17 protein-coding genes are annotated in these 18,764 nt (G+C 70.3%); 6 read left to right on the forward strand and 11 right to left on the reverse strand.

Going from position 1 to position 18,764, the window contains the following annotated elements; all coding sequences use genetic code 11:
• Nucleotides 1-391: 391 nt before the first annotated feature.
• The gene (locus OHA72_RS36590; RefSeq protein WP_327000627.1) at nucleotides 392-595 is read left to right on the forward strand and encodes a hypothetical protein; all 204 of its coding nucleotides are present in this window, start codon (nucleotides 392-394) and stop codon (nucleotides 593-595) included.
• A gap of 119 nt (nucleotides 596-714) precedes the next feature.
• Here the strand turns inward: OHA72_RS36590 and OHA72_RS36595 are convergent, their stop codons facing one another.
• The 3 genes from OHA72_RS36595 to OHA72_RS36605 form a co-directional block, all read right to left on the reverse strand.
• Entirely contained in the window at nucleotides 715-1,626 is a 912-nt protein-coding gene (locus tag OHA72_RS36595; protein WP_327000628.1) for a glutaminase, read from the reverse strand.
• Between the two features lie 851 nt (nucleotides 1,627-2,477).
• Nucleotides 2,478-3,365, reverse strand: coding sequence for a universal stress protein (locus OHA72_RS36600; protein ID WP_327000629.1), 888 nt, complete (start codon nucleotides 3,363-3,365; stop codon nucleotides 2,478-2,480).
• 45 nt (nucleotides 3,366-3,410) lie between these two features.
• Nucleotides 3,411-3,773, reverse strand: a complete 363-nt coding sequence (locus OHA72_RS36605) for a DUF488 domain-containing protein (protein ID WP_327000630.1) — start codon at nucleotides 3,771-3,773, stop codon at nucleotides 3,411-3,413.
• 530 nt (nucleotides 3,774-4,303) lie between these two features.
• Here OHA72_RS36605 and OHA72_RS36610 point away from each other — a divergent pair.
• The gene (locus OHA72_RS36610; RefSeq protein ID WP_327000631.1) at nucleotides 4,304-4,765 is read left to right on the forward strand and encodes a cupin domain-containing protein; all 462 of its coding nucleotides are present in this window, start codon (nucleotides 4,304-4,306) and stop codon (nucleotides 4,763-4,765) included.
• Between the two features lie 241 nt (nucleotides 4,766-5,006).
• Here the strand turns inward: OHA72_RS36610 and OHA72_RS36615 are convergent, their stop codons facing one another.
• Both OHA72_RS36615 and OHA72_RS36620 read right to left on the reverse strand, forming a co-directional pair.
• The gene (locus OHA72_RS36615) at nucleotides 5,007-5,273 is read right to left on the reverse strand and encodes a hypothetical protein (protein WP_327000632.1); all 267 of its coding nucleotides are present in this window, start codon (nucleotides 5,271-5,273) and stop codon (nucleotides 5,007-5,009) included.
• Nucleotides 5,274-5,320: 47 nt separating this feature from the next.
• Entirely contained in the window at nucleotides 5,321-5,677 is a 357-nt protein-coding gene (locus OHA72_RS36620; protein WP_327000633.1) for a hypothetical protein, read from the reverse strand.
• Between the two features lie 894 nt (nucleotides 5,678-6,571).
• On the opposite strand from OHA72_RS36620, the gene OHA72_RS36625 reads away from it, so the two are divergent.
• Nucleotides 6,572-7,381 carry a CBS domain-containing protein gene (locus OHA72_RS36625; RefSeq protein ID WP_327000634.1) on the forward strand — a complete coding sequence of 270 codons (810 nt, stop codon included), beginning with the start codon at nucleotides 6,572-6,574 and terminating at the stop codon, nucleotides 7,379-7,381.
• Between the two features lie 84 nt (nucleotides 7,382-7,465).
• On the opposite strand, the gene OHA72_RS36630 is transcribed toward OHA72_RS36625, so the two are convergent.
• Nucleotides 7,466-9,019, reverse strand: a complete 1,554-nt coding sequence (locus tag OHA72_RS36630) for an NAD(P)/FAD-dependent oxidoreductase (protein WP_327000635.1) — start codon at nucleotides 9,017-9,019, stop codon at nucleotides 7,466-7,468.
• Nucleotides 9,020-9,229: 210 nt separating this feature from the next.
• Nucleotides 9,230-9,538: a hypothetical protein gene (locus tag OHA72_RS36635; protein WP_327000636.1), complete on the reverse strand. Its 309-nt coding sequence runs from the start codon at nucleotides 9,536-9,538 to the stop codon at nucleotides 9,230-9,232.
• 442 nt (nucleotides 9,539-9,980) lie between these two features.
• Between OHA72_RS36635 and OHA72_RS36640 the strand changes: the two genes are divergently transcribed.
• Complete coding sequence (locus tag OHA72_RS36640) at nucleotides 9,981-10,580, forward strand: TraR/DksA family transcriptional regulator (RefSeq protein WP_327000637.1); 600 nt, start codon at nucleotides 9,981-9,983, stop codon at nucleotides 10,578-10,580.
• A gap of 226 nt (nucleotides 10,581-10,806) precedes the next feature.
• Here the strand turns inward: OHA72_RS36640 and OHA72_RS36645 are convergent, their stop codons facing one another.
• The 3 genes from OHA72_RS36645 to OHA72_RS36655 all read right to left on the reverse strand — a co-directional run bounded on the left by OHA72_RS36645 (nucleotide 10,807) and on the right by OHA72_RS36655 (nucleotide 13,751).
• Entirely contained in the window at nucleotides 10,807-11,685 is an 879-nt protein-coding gene (locus OHA72_RS36645) for a universal stress protein (protein WP_327000638.1), read from the reverse strand.
• Nucleotides 11,682-11,954, reverse strand: a complete 273-nt coding sequence (locus tag OHA72_RS36650) for a hypothetical protein (protein ID WP_327000639.1) — start codon at nucleotides 11,952-11,954, stop codon at nucleotides 11,682-11,684. The genes OHA72_RS36645 and OHA72_RS36650 overlap by 4 nt, the downstream gene beginning before the upstream one ends.
• Nucleotides 11,955-12,509: 555 nt before the next feature.
• Nucleotides 12,510-13,751, reverse strand: coding sequence for a PucR family transcriptional regulator (locus OHA72_RS36655; protein ID WP_327000640.1), 1,242 nt, complete (start codon nucleotides 13,749-13,751; stop codon nucleotides 12,510-12,512).
• 706 nt (nucleotides 13,752-14,457) lie between these two features.
• On the opposite strand from OHA72_RS36655, the gene OHA72_RS36660 reads away from it, so the two are divergent.
• A complete protein-coding gene (locus OHA72_RS36660; RefSeq protein WP_327000641.1) occupies nucleotides 14,458-14,721 on the forward strand; it encodes a hypothetical protein in 264 nt (87 codons plus the stop codon).
• Complete coding sequence (locus OHA72_RS36665) at nucleotides 14,718-16,235, forward strand: heparan-alpha-glucosaminide N-acetyltransferase domain-containing protein (RefSeq protein WP_327000642.1); 1,518 nt, start codon at nucleotides 14,718-14,720, stop codon at nucleotides 16,233-16,235. The genes OHA72_RS36660 and OHA72_RS36665 overlap by 4 nt, the downstream gene beginning before the upstream one ends.
• 635 nt (nucleotides 16,236-16,870) lie before the next feature.
• On the opposite strand, the gene OHA72_RS36670 is transcribed toward OHA72_RS36665, so the two are convergent.
• Nucleotides 16,871-18,763, reverse strand: a complete 1,893-nt coding sequence (locus OHA72_RS36670) for a sensor histidine kinase (RefSeq protein WP_327000643.1) — start codon at nucleotides 18,761-18,763, stop codon at nucleotides 16,871-16,873.
• Nucleotide 18,764: the final 1 nt, after the last annotated feature.

An 18,764-nucleotide genomic window follows, 5' to 3' on the forward strand; every position in this document is an offset into this window, starting at 1 on the left:
GACACCTGACTACTGCGTTCGCACCCGTTTGTGGCCGCCGAACTCATGCCACAGCAGTACCGGCGCCAGATAGCTCAGGCGTGAGGGAGTGTCTGACCTATGAGGTCTCCGGCGACGGCGTGAACGTCCGCACTGTCGGCAACATCGACAGGCCCACCCATCGGCGCCGGTATCCAGGCCACGACCTACCGGGCGATCAGCCTCAACGAGTTGGCCCGGTACGTGCGGGTCACTGTCGACGGCGGCGACGCCTGGACGATGCTCGGCGAGTTCGAAGTCCGCGGCGGGTGAACCACCACCGTCCCACGGCGGGCCCGGATACGCGGAAAACCGATTGCGGGCTGCCGTGATCCTATCGTCGAGGAGTCGCGCGGCGACCCGCGCTGCCAGGATGTCACTGACACCGCGACCGAGCCGCGGACTGCTGCTCATCGGCGGCGCGACCGGCCCGCAACTCGCGGCCCGTCCGGCCGGCGCGTTGGGTATGGCCGCGCGTCCCGCAGCCGGGCCACATGCCGCCGCCGTGCGCGGTGCCGGCCTTGCCGCCTCGGCCGCCCTGGCCGCACTACGCCGTGCCGCCATGACCGGCACCTGAGCCCGCCGCCGGCCCGCACAACGGAGCCGTCCTCGCTGATGCCTCGCCGGATTCCGGCCGGCGTGACGCCGCAGTGCCGCCTGAGGTCTGGCGCAGGCGGCGGGATGATCCCGACATGGTCAGAACACCGACCAGCCGGTCAGGGTGGTGAACGTGTCCAGCGCCGCCTGCCCGGCGTACGAGTTGCCGCACTCGTCGAGCCCCGGGCTCCAGACGGCCAGCGTGCAGCGGTTGGGCACGACGGCCAGGATGCCGCCGCCGACACCGCTTTTGGCGGGGAGGCCGACCCGGTAGGCGAACTCGCCGGAGCCGTCGTAGGTGCCGCAGGTGAGCATGGTGGCGTTGAGCCGTTTGGCGTCGCTGCGCGACAGGAACCGGCTGCCGTTGGAGCGTAGCCCGTGGCGGGCGAGGAGGCCGGCGGCCCGGGCGAGGTCACCGCAGCTCATCGCGATGGCACATTGGGCGGTGTACTGGTCCAGGACGGCGTCGACCGGGTTGGTCAGGTTGCTGTAGCTGGCCACCAGGTGCGCCAGTGCGGCGTTGCGATGGCGGTGTTCGGCCTCGGACTTGGCCACCTGTTCGTCGACGCCGATCGCGGGGTTGCCGGCCTCGGCGCGTAGCAGGTCGAGCACGGCGAGGCAGGGATCACCGGTCAGGGTGAGCAACTGATCGACCACGACCAGCGCGCCGGCGTTGACGAACGGGTTTCGTGGGATGCCCAGGTCGTGTTCCAACTGGTGCAGCGAGTTGAACGGGCTGCCGGACGGTTCGCGTCCGACGCGCCGCCAGATCGCGTCGCTGTCGTGGCTGAGCACCAGGGCGAGGGCGAACACCTTGGACACGCTCTGGATGGAGAACGGGGTCTGCCAGTCGCCGGCTCCGTACACCGCGCCGTCCTTTGTCGCGAGGGCCAGCCCGAAGTGGCGCGGATCCACCCCGGCCAGCCCCGGGATGTAGTCGGCCACCCGGCCGCACCCGATCAGCGGCGCGACCTTCGCGTGGACGGCATCGACGATCTGCTGGCTCTGCACGTGTCTGCCCCCTTCGGCGGAACCGGGCCGACCGGACGTCGACCGTCCCAGGGGCAGCCTCGCGCCCTGGCGGCGGCTTTGCATACACCCTGCCGCGCCGAACCGGCGCGTGACACCGGTCGTGTCCGGCGAACTGCGGGGCACCGGCATTGCCGATCCTCGGCAATGCAACGCCGCCGTCCGGCCACGATGCGCGATCGGATCTGAAGGTCGAAGGCAGGAGTGTGCAGGCTGAGCAGCTTCCCTGCCAGCCGTCGGCAATGGCAGCGGCCGCTGTCTGCGTGAGGTGCACCTTTGCAGCTGGGCGCGGTCGAGCGATGCTGAAAACGAAGCGGGCGGAACAGATTCAGCTCCGCACCGCGGCGCAGCGGACCCGTACGAAAACGGCGAACCGGCGGCCACGCTGCGCCGACGCGGCTACGGCCAGTGCGCCTCGCCACAGCGCAAGTGCCACAGCGCAAAGCGAAGGAGGAAACCAGATGGGTCCGCGCACCCGGCATCCGATCCGGAAGACCTTGCTCATCACGCTGACGCCGGCCTTCGTGTTCGTCTGCGTGTTGGTGGCGGCGGGCATCGTGGCGTACGTCGTCGACGACGGAGCCGCGCCCGCTGTCATCGCAGCCGGTGCAATCATGGCAGTGGCCACCATTCACCCGGTGGCGCGGTACGCGGACGGCGACCGCACGCCGAGCGGTCCTCGACAGTGCAGCGATCCGGCGGCCCACGACCTCGGCCTGGAAGCGGATACTGCGCCTGGCAGAGACCCGGCCGCGACGGCGGCCGGCAGCCCCGACCCACCGGCCAGACGAGCCATGCCCGCGAGGCATGAGATCTTGCGGGCCCGGCGTGCCTCATTGCGTGGATCTGCCCGGCCGGTCCTCGGTGGGCTCCGGTGGCGGAACCACCATGACCGGGCGGTCGGCGCGGTGCAGGGTCGCCTTGGCGACGCTGCCGAGAAGGACCTCATGCGCCGCGGAGCGGCCATGGGACCCGACGACGAGTATCGCGGCGCCGTTGGTCCGAGCGTACGCCGAGAGCGCCCTGGCCACGGTACGCGGGCGGATGCGGCGGGCGGCGGACAGCTCGTCGACCGGACCCGGCGGGTCCGGCACGACCTGCGCCACGCCGTCACCATCGACCGTTGCCGCAGCAATTCGCCGGCCGCCGAACAGCTCACGCGCACTGCGCCACGCCAGAGCCGCGCTTGGTGAGCCGTCCCAGCCCACCACCGCGGCACCCTCGGCGAGTGCCGTGTACTCGTCCAGCATCAATGGGTGCGGCACGACAATGATGGGGCGGGAACCGAAGTGCACCACCATGTCCGAGACGCCGCCGAGCGGTGCCCGGCTGCCGCGCATGCCGTGGGACCCGACCAGGATGACGTCCGCGCGCGTCTCGGCGGTGATCTGCGCGAGCTGGACGCCTTCGCCGCCGTACGTGCGCCGCGTGAGGTGTTCCGCGGTCCAGCCGGCGGCTTGAGCCAGCTTGACCCCGACTGCCGCGATGCGTTCCGCCTCACGGCGCCCCTCGCGCTCAACTGCCTCGACGAACGGCTCGATGTCCCGTGAACCTGTCCACAACCGTTGCCGCAGGCCGGTGTCCGCGAACGGTGGGCTCCACAGGTGGACGACGACGGCATGTGCGGCAGGCAGCAGATGGGAGCCGGCGTCGATGGCGGTGCTCGCCGCCGGCGAGCCGTCATATCCGACCAGTACACGGACGGGATTCGAGTCTCGCATGACGTGGGTTTCCTCCGGGAAGCGATGCTCTCGTGGGATGCGGGATCACGTGGTGTCGCGCAGCTGCTCGGCGAGGACGGCCGCCTGGCTGTGGTCGATGTCCCGGGTGGCGGTGAGCAGCGTGACCCGTCTCGTCCGGCTCAGTTCCCGAAGCCGGTTCATTGCGGCCGCCGGTCGCGGGCCGGCGAGTTCGGCGAGGTAGCGGCGACGGAACTCGGTGAACCGCTCGGGCCGGTGGCCGTACCAGCGCCGCAGCGGCGTGGACGGGGCGACGTCCTTGAGCCACTCGTCCAGGTGGGCGGCGTCCTTGCTCACGCCCCGTGGCCACACCCGGTCGACCAGCACCCGGAAGCCGTCGTCGGACGACGGATCGTCATAGATGCGGTGCAGCAGGACCTGCCGCGTCATGGCTGTGCTCCTCGTCGGGTGAGGCGGGCTCGCGTCCGGCGTGCCGGCACGCTGCCCTGTGTCCATGCACGGCCACGCCGCCGCAGCTGTACCCGGTCCGTGCCGTATCACACCGACGCGCCGGAGTGACGGGCGACGCTGACGGGGCATCCGTGCTGGACGGGAAGTCCGGCCGCCACCGGTCGACGCTGTCGTCTCCAGCCGCCGCGCCGACGGGTGACGGACCGCATCAGTTGGCGCCGCCGTGCGGTGGATGGTGCGGCCGATGCTGTATTTGCTGACGGTCGGCAACCACACCCGATGATTGTTCGCCGGTGGTGGCCCCTGTCGCCCCTGCCGTGACGGTGCAGGCTGGGCTTCGACAGGTTGTTCCCACCGAGGAAGGAGGCCGATGGTGACGCTGTGGATGCTGATCCCGCGGCAACGGCCGGAGATCCTGCCGCACGCCCGGTTCCGCGTCCCGGCCCCGGTGCCGACAGGCCGGCTGAGCAGGTACACGGATTCGCGTCCCGGGAGAAGGTGAGTCGGAGATGGAGAAGTGGTCATTGACAGCGCACGCCGACGGTCTGCTCCGTCACGCCCTGCGCGGGTCGGGCCGCCGCGGCATGCGCACCGTCAACCGTGGACATCCGCATTCGCCCTGCCAGGCCATGATCGCGTTGGGTCGCGGTCTGCGGCTGGACGAACACGACAACCGCGGCGCGGCGACCGTGCAGGTGCTGCGCGGCCGCGTGCGGGTGACGGCCGGCGACGATGTCACGGACGGCACGGCCGGACAACTGCTGATCGTGCCCGACGGCCGGTCGACGGTGACCGCTGTGGAGGACACGGTCGTGCTCCTCACCGCCGCCGAACACGCATCGCCACGGGACGCGGCTGCGGCGCAGACCGGCCCGTGCCGTCCCGTTCCCGCACCGGCGCGGGCGACGCCGTCGCACGGATGCCGCGCTGGTCGAACCCCACAACGTTCGACACGGGAGATGAACCCATGAACCAGCGACGGACGTCCGTGATCGTCGGGGCCGGCCTGGCGCGCCCCGGATCACGCATCGGGGTGCCGGGCACGCCCCTGGTCGGGTCGGACCCGCACACCTGCGCGGCACCTGATCCCCGCGGCTACAGGTGACGGGTTTGCGGTGCAGTCCGATCTGCCACACGTCGGGGCCGTCCTGCAGCCATTGGGTGTCGACCTGTCCCGGGTAGCGGGCGTCGATCTCGGCCAGCAGGCGGCCGCTACGCGATGATCTCATCGATGGTGAACCGCGGCGTCCACGGGTAACTGCTCCCTTCCGGATCGGGGATCCCCAGTCGCAGCACCAGATGGGGATGGCCGACGCTGCCGAGGAACCGTCGAATGGCCTGCCGTGTGCGGGTGACTTCGATGACGTCGCTCAGCGGGACCACGGACACGCCGCGGACCGTGGCGGCCAACCAGAGCGCGGACAGCGCTTCGCCGCTGCGCAGCCAGCTTCGTGGGTCGTCCGCGTCGCCGAACAGCAACGCGTAGGTGGCTGCACGGTCGTGTCCTGGGCCGATGGGTAGCGTCCCTACGCGACCGAAGTCCCGGCCGGGAACGGTGGTGTGGGCAGGTGCTCGGGCAGCGCCTCGGCGGGAATGCCGGCACCGTGCGGTGCGGCTGGGCCGGTCCAGTACTGCAGCTCGGCACGTGCCGATGGCTCATCGGCCTGCACGGCTGCGGCGCGGCAGGCGGCCGTGGCCAGGTCCAGAACCTGGCTGGGGGTGAACATGTGGAGGCCGGCTTCGGCGCGAGCTGCCGCGACGATCGTGTCCAGGTCGGCGGTGGGCACCGGGGCCTCGCTGACCGGTCGCCGGTCGGTGTGCCGGCGGGAGATGGCGCGGGCGAGGTCTACTGCGGCAGTGGTGATCGGGGTCCGCCCGGTCACGATGAGCGTGGCGAGGAGATCGGGTTGATCGGGATCAGGGAGTCGTACGGCGATGCTTGACCGGCCGGCGGCGGACAGCGCGGTTCGGGCGTGGTGCAGGGAGGCGCCACAGCTGAGCGTCAGGCACCGGCCCTGTGGGTCGGTTGCCGAGAGTTGACGGGATCGCTCGGCGAACAGGTTCAACCGGTCAGAACCGACCTGCCACAGCCACGGCTGCGTGTTCAGCACTGAGGGAGCCTGGGCGGCTGCAGTGACGACCCGGGTGAGGGTGTCGCCGGAAGGCCGAGTGGTGGTTGGCGTATGGCGCATCGAGGACCTCCGGTACATCGGGATGCGTGGTGCGGGCCAGGCCGTCGTCGACGCTGTGGTTGTCTTCCATCCTGCTGCCGCGTCCGCACGCGGCATCAGGCCAGGCTTGGGCAAAGATCGTGCCGCGAAATGTGCCGACTGTCGGCAGCGAGCACGGTGATGCCCCGTCGCGCCGCAGTGGCGCGGATCGCATGTCGAGTCGGCGGGCGTGCACGGCACCGGCCGGTGAACCTTGACCGGCGAGCCGAGGGGCGGCACAACACCATCGAGCGGTACACCTCACCTCGTTCCCAGTCCGTTGCCGACACTCGGCAACGAACGCCTACGGATGTCTGTACCCGACGGCCCTGTCGGGCGGCAGCAGGCGTGGGCACCCTGGAAGCGAACCCGAGCAGCCGCACTTCGTGCCTCCGTGCCGGGCATCGGATGCGTCGGTGCCGCCACAGGGCATCTGCAGCTGCACCTCCGGCTCGTGCTGGATGTGCGGTGACAGGTGCGGCCGCTCGAGGTGGAGCGATCGACGCCATCGGCCACGGTTCGCCGGCTCGTTGATTCGGGTCGGCCGACGTCAGGAGAGGAGCACCCATGCCGCAGTCACGAGTGCGCGACGTGATGACCACCCAGGTGGTGACCGCGCGGGACGACACGCCGGTTGCCGACATCGCAGCCTTGCTGACCGGTCACAGCGTCAGCGCCGTGCCGATCGTCGACAGGTTCGCGGTCGTCGTCGGTGTGGTGTCCTGGACCGACCTGCAGGACGAGGCCGACCTGGACGAGCCGGTCGATGGTGTTCGTGGACGTCGGTGGCGTCGGCGGACGTCAGCGCTGCCGCGGTGGTCCGAGCGCACCGCCGCGCAGGTGATGAGCGCGCCACCGGTGACCATCGGTCCCAGCGCCTCCGTGCCGGCCGCCGGCAGGGCGATGTACCGCCGGAACGTCGGCCGGCTCCTGGTCGTCGACCGGACAGGCCGCCTTCGGGGCATCGTGACCCGTAGGGACCTGTTGAAGGTGCACGCCCGCCTGGACACCGTCATCCGCGACGAGGTGATGCAGCGCGTGCTGCGCCGTACTCTCCTGGCGGGGCCGGGGTCGGTCCGGGTCACCGTCGACGACGCAGTGGTGACACTCGTCGGCCGCGTTCCGCGGAAGACGACGGCCGTCGCTGCCGTCGGGCTGACCGAGGCGGTCGAGGGAGTTACCGAGGTCGTTGACCGGCTGACCTTCGACGTCGACGACACGGTCGCGCCGGCCGATCCGCCGGAGACCGGCAGTCACTGCTCCCGGCAGGGCGGGCTGATCGGCCGCCGACCGGCCAGGATCGTCGGCCACGCCGCCGGTGGCGACCTCCATGAACGCGATGGCCGGCAGGCGATGAGCGCGGTGGCCCAGGCATGATCGGCAACCTGGCTGATTCGCCGCCGGGCCCGCCACAGCGCACAGCGCGTGGCGGGCCCGGCTCCCCATCCGTCGGATGAGACCTCAGCGCAGCGGGTCGAACGGCAGCAGCTCCGTCGGGGTGTCGCCTTTCACCATCGCTTGAGCGAGCAGCTGTCCGGTGACGGGGCCGAGCGCGATACCCCACATGCCGTGGCCACCGGCGACGAAGACCTGGGGGCATCCGGTGGCGCCGATCAACGGCAGCCCGTCGGGCGTACACGGCCGCGAACCGACCCATTCCTCACGCCGATCGTCCAGGTTCACACCGGTCAGCAGCGGTCGGACAGCCTCGACGATGGCCGCGACACGTCGCGGGTCCAGCGGGTCGCTGTGATGACGGAACTCCATCATGCCGGCGACCCGCAGTCGGTCGTTCAGCGGTGTGCACGCCACACGTTGTTTCGGGAAGTACAGCGGGCCGCCCGGCATGTGCTCGACCGGCACGCTGAAGCTGTAGCCGCGACCGGCCTGCACCGGCTGCCGGACACCGAAGGGGCCGGCCAGGTCCGGCAAGGACGCGCCGGTGGCGACGACAACGGCGTCATGCTGGTGTTGTTCACCGTCTTCGCAGGCGACGAAGACCGTGCCGGCCCTGTGGTGCAGACCGGTCACCCTGACCTGCTCCACGACCTCTGCGCCGCGGGCCCGCACTGCGAGGGCCAGACTGTCGATGAACTCCGGTGGGTTGAGGTATCGCTGCCCGTAGATCTGGATCGCGGCGCCGACCTGAGGGGTCAGGACAGGCTCGACGGTCCGTGCCCACCAGCCGAGAATCGTCCGGAAGCTCACGTCCTGCCCGGCGTCACGGATGTGTTCGAGCTCTGTCAGCAGGCCACGGGCGTCACGTTCACGAGCAAAACACGCCAGGAAGGTGGCCGCAGTGCGTGTCCGGGCGGTGACACCGCCGGCGGCCAGGACGTCGAACGCCTCCAGGGCGCGCTCGTTCAGCGGTATGTAGGCGGCCATGCCTCGGCGCCACTGCCGCGCCGTGCTGTGCGATACGAAGGAGGCGAGGAAGCGCCACAGATTGCGGTCCGCGCGCAGCGGCAGGTACACCGGCGATCGGGGACTGAGGACCGCCCGCAGGCCGTAGCGGAGCACTGCGGGTTCCGGCAGCGGCGCCGTCAACGTCGGTGTCAGCCATCCCGCGTTGCCCCACGACGCACCCGACCCGACGTGACTGCGTTCGTAGACGGTGACGTGCACGCCGGCTTCCTGCAGGAACCATGCCGTGGACAGCCCCACCATCCCGGCACCGATGACGGCGACGTGGCGTGGCGAGTGCATGGGCGAGGCGGAAGCAGGTGGTTGCCGCGACATGATCACTCCTTGGGAAATGCGCCCGGCAGGGGTCTGGATGCCGACCGGTCGTCGCCGGGCGTGTGCCGGTGACCGGCCAGGCCGGGCTCCGGCTGGTGCGGTCGTCGACCGCCTGCCGCCGCGTCGGGTGTCGAAGCAACGGCCTGCCCAGTCCAGGCGTCCCGGGAAAACTCGAGCCGGGCCGTTGTGCTTGCTTCGACCATCTCGTGTACCGGCGTCCGCGACCAGGTCGGTGGCCGGTGACTTCCGCTGCGCGTGATTGCCGGTGTTCGGCAATCGTCCGCGTGCGTGCCGGCGTCCACCAGCACGCCGCGCGCCGAACGCATCACTGTGCGCCGCAGTACATCGGCACGGTGTTCCAACAGCCCGGCCTCCTGCCGTCGTTGACCGCGGTCGGACAACTCCAGGTCATGGCGCGGCCCGGCGGACGGTCGCGGGTCAAGGCGCGCGGCCGGGCCGTGGAACCGCTCGACTCCGTCGGTCTCGTCACCCTGGCAGGGCTGCGCCCTCAGCAGCCGCCGACGAGCAGGCGGGACACCGATCAAGGACCGGACGCTGGGCCAGATGCTCGATCGGGATGTCGCAGCCACAGGTACGGCACGTGCCGTACACGCCGTGTTCCAGATAGTGCAGTGCCCGGGCGATCTCACCCAACGCTCGCCGCGATGCCGCGGTGAGCGTCGCCGCCGTCCGGGCGTCGGCGGCGCTGTGGACGAGGAGCCGCTCCTGACGGGCGAGCATTTCCAGTTGGATCGTGTGCCGCTCGTACTGCTCCTCCAGGACCAGACGCAGCACGCCGAGCTCATCCTGTCTGCAGGACCGGTACATCTTGATTCCTCCACGATGAAGACGGGTACAACGACGAAGGGCGGAGCACGATGTGCGCTCCGCCCGTACCGATACCTTGCTCAGGTATGTGATCTCGGCGGCGGACGACGCTGGTCCGGCCGCAACGCCAGCAGGGTCGACCGTCGCGATGTCTCACGCTGAGCTGGAACGCACGCCTGCGCTGTCAGCACAGTGCTGAACGGCGGGAACGAGGCAGCGGTGCTCATACCCGCCACCATAGCCCGTCTGCACGCGATGTGGTCCGGCACCCGCATGGCGTACGCGGTCGGCTGCCGACAACGCGTCCAACGCCAGCGCATGCGCCCTCGAACGAGCGCTCGCTGCGTTCCTCGCCCAGCCACGAGAAACCGCGGTGGTCTCCGCGCGAATGTCGACCTATGGTGGCGTCATGTACCCGGTCGACCGGCAGCAGTCCGTCCACGTCGTCCTCAGCGCGCTGAGGACGACGTGGACGGACTGCTGCGCACCGCGGGGCGTGGCGGCGTGCGGGATGCGTGATGCCGGTGCACAGCTGTGCACCGTTGCTGCCGGTGTCGAACTGCCCAGCCCGCCTCGGACCAGCCGGGGCCCTCCCGGTGTTCGTGCATCCGTTGCGGAAAACGACCACCAGGGCGAAGCCTCGCAGCTTCGGCCCTTTTTTGTTGGAGTAGAAAGGACGACCGTGATGAGCACGAACATGCAGGCAGCCACCGACCGAGCCTGGATCGAAGCGTTGCGTCAGACGTTGCTGGAGCACTTCGAACTGCAGACCGCCAGGCTCACGCAGCTCACTGCCGACACCGGGGATCCCGGCCAGGAGCACACCCGAGCTGCGATGACGGTCAACGTCCGGCAGAGTCTCGAGCAGATCACCGGTGCGTTGGAGCGGATCGCGCAGGGCCGCTACGGCAACTGCGACAGGTGCGGCATGCCGATCCCACGCGAGCGGCTGCAGGTGCTGCCGCACGCCCGATGCTGTGTGCCGTGCCAGCAGCGGCACGGCAGCTGACGGGAAGCCGGACCTGCCGTGCGGCGCGCCGCACGGCAGGTCCGCGGCTGCCGGATCACGGCTGGGGTCACGCGACCGGAGCGCGACGACAACGCGCGGGCCACACGACGCCAAGTGCTGTCATCGAGTCCGGTCACAGGTCGGTGGCGCATGGCCGGCAGCAGGACGGGGTGAGTCCGGCGCCGTTGCGGTGATCCCACCCCGCGTGTGCGTGATCACTGTGCGGTCAGCCCGCCGCGGTGGCCGCCGGTGGCACGATCATCACCGGGCACGGTGCGTGTTCGATCAGGCTCCTTGACGTTGAACCCATCACCAGTCCTCGGAAGCCTCCGAGCCCGCGCGAGCCGACGACGATCATGCCGGCGTGGACTCGGTCGGCGGCCGCGATCAACGCTGCCGCTGGATGTTCGCCATGCACCACACCACGTTGATACGTGACGCCCGGGTAGTGAGCGGGCAGGCTGTCGAGATCCTCGGCCGGATCGTCCACGGCGGCGGCCGACCGGCCCACCGGCTCGTGTATCAGTGGAGCGTGCCGTCGGGTCTCGGACGCACACACCTGCAGGTGGAACAGTTCCACGCCCTGCTGTTGCGCCTGCTCGAACGCCGCGACAGCGGCGAGGTGGGCACCCGCGGAGCCGTCGACGCCGACGACGATCGGGGCACCGTCTGCGACCGGGGCGCCGCGGACGACCACAACCGGGCAGCGCGCATGCCCGGCGACCTGGACACCGACAGACCCGGCGAGCAGCCCGGTGAAACCGCCGAGCCCCCGATGCCCGACCACCAGCAGGCCGGCGTCGGCGGAAGCGCTGACGAGCACACCGCCGGGGGAGCCGTCGAGGAGGCGAGCTGCGACGGACAGGCCGGGCCGGGCACGGCGAACCTCGTCCGCGGTCTCGTTCAACAATTCGAGGCTCCGCACCCGGGGTCCGTGATCCGGCGGGGCGTCGGCCGGATCGGCCATCGGGTACAGCAGCGGCCAGGTGAAGGCATGACACAGGTGCAGGGGACGGTTGCGTCGTTCGGCCTCGGCCGCGCCGAAGTCGACGGCGGCTCTGGACGGGGCCGAGCCGTCGAAGCCGACGATCACTGGAGATGTCATTGCGCACGCTCCCGGTCTGCGACGGCGGTGGCCGTTGACGGTTGCATGGTGATCTTGGCTGGGCGCCCGGTGGCGGCAGCGGCCCGCTGGTAGATGCCCCATGTCCGGGCGTGATGACGCAGGAGATACGACATGCCGAGCACGGCCAGGACTCCGGCGAGTGCGACGGGTTGTGCGCCGGCGGGGGCGAGGGTGGCGACGAGCAGCATCGCCACGATCGTCGGGAGCAGGATGCGCCACGATCGGGTGGGCGGTTGCGGCGAATGCATGGGGTCCTCCTCGTTGACAGCGTTTCGGCGACGTCACCGGCGGGCGGCGAGCAGTGCCGGTGGTGCCACGACATGCAGCTCCCGAGCGGCCACCCGGTTCGATGCCGGGTCCGGGCGTCGTGCTCACCTTCATGGCGTTGCGGGGTTGTGCATCGGACAGGCACACAGCGGTCAAGGAACCACCGCCGTCATTGCCGCTCGTGTCTTCATGGTCGTCGGATCCGTCGCAGCGGACCACGGTGACGACCGGTAGAACTTGACGCGCTTCCTTGCCGAGCCTGCGCAATGAAGGATGTGCGGCGGTGACGGTCGTCGCCGTTCCTGCCGTACTGGCGCGCGGATCGGCCGAGGTCGGCGGGCCGAGCAGAAGGAGCGCATGCGCCGGTGTGTTGCCTCGGATCGGCAACATCACCAGTGGAACGTTGCCTGCGGCCGGTATGTCGGGTCCGGCTCGCACAGGAGATGCTGGAGTGGCCGCCGGATCCGCTGAATGCATTGTCAACGCCCGGCTTCACCGCACATGCGACGCGAGGAGGGTGTTGCGTCGGCGTTCGCCTATGTTTGACCCGGCAGCTGCTGCTGCGGCCAGTTGAGCGCCTTGGCGCCCAGGACTGCGGCGTTGAGCGTGAACCGGTGGGTCGGGTCCGTCGGGTCGTAGCCGGTCAGGGCCTTGATGCGTTCCAGCCGGTAGGTGACGGTGCGGATTGCCAGGTGCAGGCGTCTCGCCGATTCGGTCGCGACGCCGCCGGTGTCGAAGTACGTCTCCAGGGTTGTCAGCAGCGGTTCGGCGCCGCCGCGGGCCCGCGTCAGCGGGTCGAGCACGGCATGGACGAGGTCCACCATGGCGGGCTGGTCGCGGAGCAGCACGCGGTAGATGAGCAGATCGTGGGCGTGCACGACGGGCGTGTCCACCTGGAGCCGTCCAGCCATGCTCAGCGCCTCACGCGCCTCCTCGTAGGAGCGGGCGATGCCGTACAGGCCGGGATGCGGGCGGCCGACGGAGACCCGCCACGGGCGGCCGCGTGGCAGCCGGGTCAGCTCTCGGTGGATGAGCCAGCCGAGCTGACCGGCGACGTCCGGTGGCGGCTTGAGCCGATCGGCTGGTGCGGTCTCCGCCGGCACCAGCACGACCAGCAGACCTTCCTTGGTGGCGACGAGCACGTCACGGTCGCCGAGGCGGTCGAACATGACCGCCTCGAGGGCGGTGATCGCGGTGTCGGCGTCCGGCAGGCGCTGGCTCGGCGCCGCCAGGGCGACCTGATGCACTCGGGCCAGGTCGAGTCCGAACGGTTCGGCGCGTTCCACCAGACCGCCGAGGTCGGAGTCGCCACGCAGCAGGTCGTCGACCAGCTCGCGACGCAGGGTCTCCTCGCGGCGTACCAGATCGCGGCGGGCGACTGCGTAGGCTTCGGCGAGGGTCGCGACCGCTTCGTCGACCACATGCAGCACCGCCGTCGCCGCGGAACGAACCGCCTCGCGGTCGCGGGAGAGCACCACCGGCGGCAGGTCCTGCCACAGCCGCCGTGCCGCGGACAGGTACAGCTGCACCACGCGACCGGCCGAGATGCCCTGCTCGGCGGCGCGCCGGCCGAGCAGCCCGACCGCGTCCAGCTCTCCGCGTCTCGGTCGGCGCCCGTGGATGGCGGCGTCGGCCAGCAGGGTCAGGTATTCACCGAGCAGCTGCACCGGCACACCTCCGGCGTCGCGGCTGGCACCTTCGGCCACCTCGACCAGCCACGCCTGCTCCGACGGTGCGACCGGCCGCTCACCGCGTCGTTTTCGTGCACCGTCAGCCATGCCAGCCTCGATCCGTTTCGCCGTTGTCCAGCACGCTGCCGTTCGGGCAGACGCCGCGACCAGTACCGTTCGTTCACCTCACCGCAGGCTCCGCGGCAACAGGACCATCATGGGGGGCCTTCGTGCCGCACGTTGCCCGACGGTGGCCGACCACACCGGCGGCTCACCAAAGCGGGTGGGCCTGCCCCGTTTCAGCGGACATCTGAGATCAGGAGCCTGCGGGCGCAGGGCGCGACGGTGCGGGCGCGTCCGACCGCATGCGGCGGACCGCAGCGGTGCGCATGAACTCCCGTGTGAGCGCCGGAAGGGCCGGAATCGCACAACGACCGTTGTGGGTGGGCGCCGGGCCAGGTGGGGTGGTCTCGTGGTGAGAACTACCTGGCGAATGTCCCGCAACCGGATCCGGAAGTGTCATTCTGGAATAGCGGTGTCAGCCAGATGTCGATTTCGTGATGAGACCGGAAACCACCACATGACCGGGAATGTGTCGATTGTTGACCACCGGATATAGGCGTCCGTGCCGCGCAGTGCAGGCGCTGCCACGCCGGGCCGAGCAGCCCTGATTCGGATAGCCCGGTCGGACGCGTCTGGAACCGCCTTCCCGCGCGACCTGGGAAACGCCGCTGAGACGCGGATGGCGATCCTGCTACGACGCAACGTTCCGTACATCGCTTCGCACGCTGTTCTGCAAGGAGTGCAACACCCCGTGAACATCGAACTACTGGACTGCGAATCGGCACGCTTCCGGATCGCGTACGAGATCAACTCCAATATGCACATGGAGGCGCGGCCCGCGACCGTAGTGGCCATGTATCCCAACGGCCCCGGCGCTGCCATCGCCGCCGGGTTCGGGCACGGTCGGGCCGACACTGATCGACACCCGAAGACCACTGGGGACCGGTTCATCGCCCCCGGGCTGACCGGCGACCGGCTCGGCATCGACCTGATGGATGCGGTGAAGCGGCCATGACGTCGCGAACGCTCGATGCCGGACCTTCTTCGCCGGTCGTGTCGGCGTCGGCCGTGCCGGCATCCTCAGTCTCGTCTTCACAAGCGCCCGCGACGAAGCAGCGGGCCCGGCTGCTAGGCGTCGACGCCGCCCGCGGCGTGTCACTGCTCGGCATGATCACCCTGCACTCCCTGTACGAGTCCGACGCGGCCGGCAACCCGACCTGGTCAGACACCGTCTTCAGCGGCCGAGCCGCGGCGGCGTTCGCAGTGCTGGCCGGGGTCGGCGTCGCGCTGGCGACCGGCCGCCGCCGGGTCCGGCCCGCCGACGCCCGCTCGACCGTGGTCCTGCTCGCGGTCCGGGCGCTGACCATCGGCGCGATTGGCCTACTGCTCGGCGCCGCGGACAGCATGCTCAACGCGGTCATCCTCGCCTACCTCGCCGTGGTGTTTCTCCTGGCGATCCCGCTCGTGTTTCTGCCGACCTGGGCGGTGGCTGCGATCGGCGTGACCCTGCTGACGGCCGGTCCCGCGGGCGCCCACCTGCTGCTGCCTCACCTGCCTCAGCCCGAGCTTGTCAATCCGACCTTCGCCTGGCTGTTCGACGATCCGGTCGGCCTGGTCACCGAACTGACCCTCACTGGCTTCTACCCGTCGCCGGCGTGGCTTGCGTACATGAGCGTCGGCGTGGTGATCGGGCGGCTGAACCTCGCCCGGGCGCGGGTCGCAGTCACGCTGCTCACCGGCGGCACGGTGCTCGCCGTCGCATCCGGCGCCGCGTCGTGGCTGCTACTGCACCGCTACCACGGCCTGGACCGGATCTGGGCCGCGCAGCCGGCCAGCGGGGTCAGCGTCGAGCGCACCAACGGACTGCTCAAGCTCGGCGGCAACGGCAACACACCCTCGTCGACCTGGTGGTGGCTCGCGATCGACGCCCCGCACACCAGCACACCGCTCGACCTGCTCGGCACCACCAGCACGGCGGTCGCCGTCCTGGGCCTGCTATTGCTCATCGGCCGGCTCCGGCACCGGGTCGGTCGGTGGCTGGCCGGGGCGATCCTCGTACCGCTGGCCGCCGCCGGCAGCATGACCCTCACCTTCTACGCCGCGCACGTCCTGTTCATCAACTCCGACGACGACACGTACAGCGCGACGACCGGCTGCCTCGTGCAACTCATCGCCGTCGTCCTTATCGCGCTCGCCATCCGGTACACCGTGGGCCGTGGGCCCTTGGAGGCGATCGTGATCGTGCTGGCCACCCGGGGCCGCCGCATGGCGTCGCGCCGACCGGCGCCGGTGGCCGGTCCCGTTGCGGGTGTCGAGGCCGCGGTGACGATTCCCGCGCAGCGCAGCAAGGCCACGGTGACACCTTCCGCAGCGCGTGACGCGGCCCTGCCGGTGAACCGTCCCGCAACGACCCCGGCGGCGCCCGCGAGCCCGCTCCGGAAGGTGCGCATGGTACGGCGGCGGCGCCACCACCTGCGCCGGTCCACCCGCCACCGGGCCCGGACGGGGCGATCCTCGGCCCCGCGATGATGTGTATGCGATGGACGAGGTTCTGGCCGATCAGATTGGTTACTACCGTCGCCGTGCGAGCGAGTACGGCGTATGGGGATCTTGCGGCGGCTCGTGAGCGCATCGCGCGGCTGGTCGCGCAGATACATCCGAGCCGACGAGTGTGGAGATCGCGCCGGGAGATCTCCACCCCCGAGATGGACCCTGCCAAATGCACCACAATCAGTGCGCACATCTGGCGCTGGTGGCGCGCGACGCCGGGACGCTGGTCGTCACAACGAGCGACAGCCCCGGTGACGTGACGGCGGGTCGGCCGGGGCGAACTCCGCGACGGCGCACCGACCCGCGACCTGACCGGCCTGGGTCAGACGACGCGGGGCACCGGGGGCGCCGCCGCATCATCCGCCGCGAACGCCCGCACCACGCCCATCCGAAACCGTTCGATGAACCTCGGCGGTCATCGATACTGCCGTTCGGCAAGTTTCAGTGCCGGAGACGGGTGGTACTGGAACGTGAAGAAGTCGGTCTCGTCGATGGGCCGGGCGGCAAATACGAGGTGTCGAGTTTCCCACGTGTCAGTTCTGACCAGGGCGGGTGAGGTTCGGCAGGGGCGCCCCTGTCGGTGAGTAGCGCGGCGCGGTGGCGAGGAAGGCCGGCTACCGAGCGTCTCCGCGACCCGGTGGATTCCCGACTTGTGCAGTGGCAGGGAGGCCGATGCAGTCGTTTGCGATCGGGAGCTCAATGCGCAGTGACGTCCCGCCTCCTACCGGACTGGTGATCCGCATCCGTCCGCCGAGTGCCTCGACCCGGTCGGTGAGGCCGACGAGCCCGGAGCCGAGGCGGGGGTCAGCGCCGCCGATGCCGTTGTCCCGGATCGAGAACGCGAGGACCTCGCCGTCGCTGTCGACGTCGACGTCGACATCGATCTCGGTCGCATGCGCATGTTTCGTGGTGTTGGTGAGCGCTTCGGACACGACGTAGTACGCGGCCACTTCCACGGACTCGGGCAGCCGCCGGCGGGTGCCTGGGTTGATGTTGACCGGGACCGGGCAGCGGCGGGCGAGCGTCTTGAGTGCGGGCCCGAGACCACCCTGGGAGAGGATCGCCGGGTGGATGCCCCGGGAGATCTCCTGCAGATCCTTGAACGCGTCCGTCAGGCCGTTGGCGGTCTGAGACAGCCGCGCCTTGAGCTCGTCGAGTCCGCACGGCACCAAGGCCTCGGCCACTCGCAGTTCGAGCCCGAGCGAAACGAGACGTTGCTGGATGCCGTCGTGCAGATCGCGCTCGATGCGGCGGCGGGCGTCGTCGGCGGCGACGACGATGCGGGCGCGTGACGCGTTGAGCTCGGCGCGGCTTTCGGCGTTCGCGACGGCGGTTGCCACGAGCTCGGTGAACTGCGCCAGCCGTTCCTCGACACCGACCGGCGGTGGCTCGAGCCGCGACCACAGGACAATCAACGTGCCCCACAGGCGGCCTTCGACGAGGATCGGCGCGGCCACCGCTGAGCGAAGGCCCTCCTTGCGGGCCAGGTCGGCGAGCGCGCCTGTGCGATCTTCGTAGGAGTCCACCCGGGCTGGGCGGGAGGTACGAAACACCATCTCTGTGGCTCCACCGCTGATGACCAGACGCCTGCCCAGCAACGCTTCGATGCCGGGCCTGCTGAACTCCGCGATGACGGTGACCGTGCCGGGGGACTCAAAGCGCAGCAGCCTGCTGGCGTCGGAGTCCAGCAGTCGGGCCGTCTCCGTGGCGACCGCGGCAAAGACGTCGGCTGGGGGAACACCGCGGGCGACGAGCGTCGCCACACGCCGCAGGACGGCCTGCTCTTCCGCCAGTACGCGCAACTTGTCGCGGCTTGCCCGCAACGACTTGTCCATCATCTCGCCATCGCGTGCTGCGCGCAGCAGTGCCTCCAACGCGGGCACCACCCGGTCCCGCAGGCGACGCAGCACCGGCCCTGGTAGGTCGGCGGAGACCAGGAGCGTGCCCAGCGGGCCGCGATAGTTCAACGGGAACGCCACCCGATGCTCGTCGCCGCCGACCGCTTCGAGCACGATCGCCGCATACGGCACCTCCAGCGCCGTGGTGAGGCGGCGGGAAGCCTCCGGCAGCAGCGAAGGAAGGTCGTCGGTGCCCAGCATCAGATGGGCCAGGTCGGCAACGAGGTCGGCCTCCCGGCGGCGCTCGACAGACTCCGCCGCCCGCGAGCGGGCCAACTGTGCCATCGAGCTGGCCACCAGTGCGACGACGAGGAAGACCGCGAGTTCCACCCAGTCCTGGCTGTCGGCGGCAGTGAGGCGCCCGACGGGCGGGACATGGAAGTAGTTGTAGGCTACGGCGCTGACTACCGACGTCACGACGGCCAGACGCAACCCCCACACTGTCGAGACCGCCAGCACGCCGACCATGAAGACGACTGCGAGGGCCTCGCGCTGCGCGATGCGCGCGAGCGGGTACAGCAGCAGGGTCTCGGCCACGACGAACAACGCAGCAACCGTGATTCCCACGGCGAGCGGCGGGGGCGTCGAACGCACCAGCCAGGTCGCCAAG

Source organism: Dactylosporangium sp. NBC_01737 (assembly GCF_035963215.1).
Lineage (GTDB): Bacteria > Actinomycetota > Actinomycetes > Mycobacteriales > Micromonosporaceae > Dactylosporangium.

Bases quoted from the DNA above. Each gene is read 5' to 3' on its own strand.
- OHA72_RS36650 (WP_327000639.1), bottom strand. From the start codon at position 11,954: ATGCATTCGCCGCAACCGCCCACCCGATCGTGGCGCATCCTGCTCCCG.
- OHA72_RS36590 (WP_327000627.1), top strand. From the start codon at position 392: ATGTCACTGACACCGCGACCGAGCCGCGGACTGCTGCTCATCGGCGGC.
- OHA72_RS36655 (WP_327000640.1), bottom strand. From the start codon at position 13,751: ATGGCTGACGGTGCACGAAAACGACGCGGTGAGCGGCCGGTCGCACCG.
- OHA72_RS36625 (WP_327000634.1), top strand. From the start codon at position 6,572: ATGCCGCAGTCACGAGTGCGCGACGTGATGACCACCCAGGTGGTGACC.
- OHA72_RS36600 (WP_327000629.1), bottom strand. From the start codon at position 3,365: ATGCGAGACTCGAATCCCGTCCGTGTACTGGTCGGATATGACGGCTCG.
- OHA72_RS36640 (WP_327000637.1), top strand. From the start codon at position 9,981: ATGTACCCGGTCGACCGGCAGCAGTCCGTCCACGTCGTCCTCAGCGCG.
- OHA72_RS36605 (WP_327000630.1), bottom strand. From the start codon at position 3,773: ATGACGCGGCAGGTCCTGCTGCACCGCATCTATGACGATCCGTCGTCC.
- OHA72_RS36610 (WP_327000631.1), top strand. From the start codon at position 4,304: ATGGAGAAGTGGTCATTGACAGCGCACGCCGACGGTCTGCTCCGTCAC.
- OHA72_RS36645 (WP_327000638.1), bottom strand. From the start codon at position 11,685: ATGACATCTCCAGTGATCGTCGGCTTCGACGGCTCGGCCCCGTCCAGA.
- OHA72_RS36665 (WP_327000642.1), top strand. From the start codon at position 14,718: ATGACGTCGCGAACGCTCGATGCCGGACCTTCTTCGCCGGTCGTGTCG.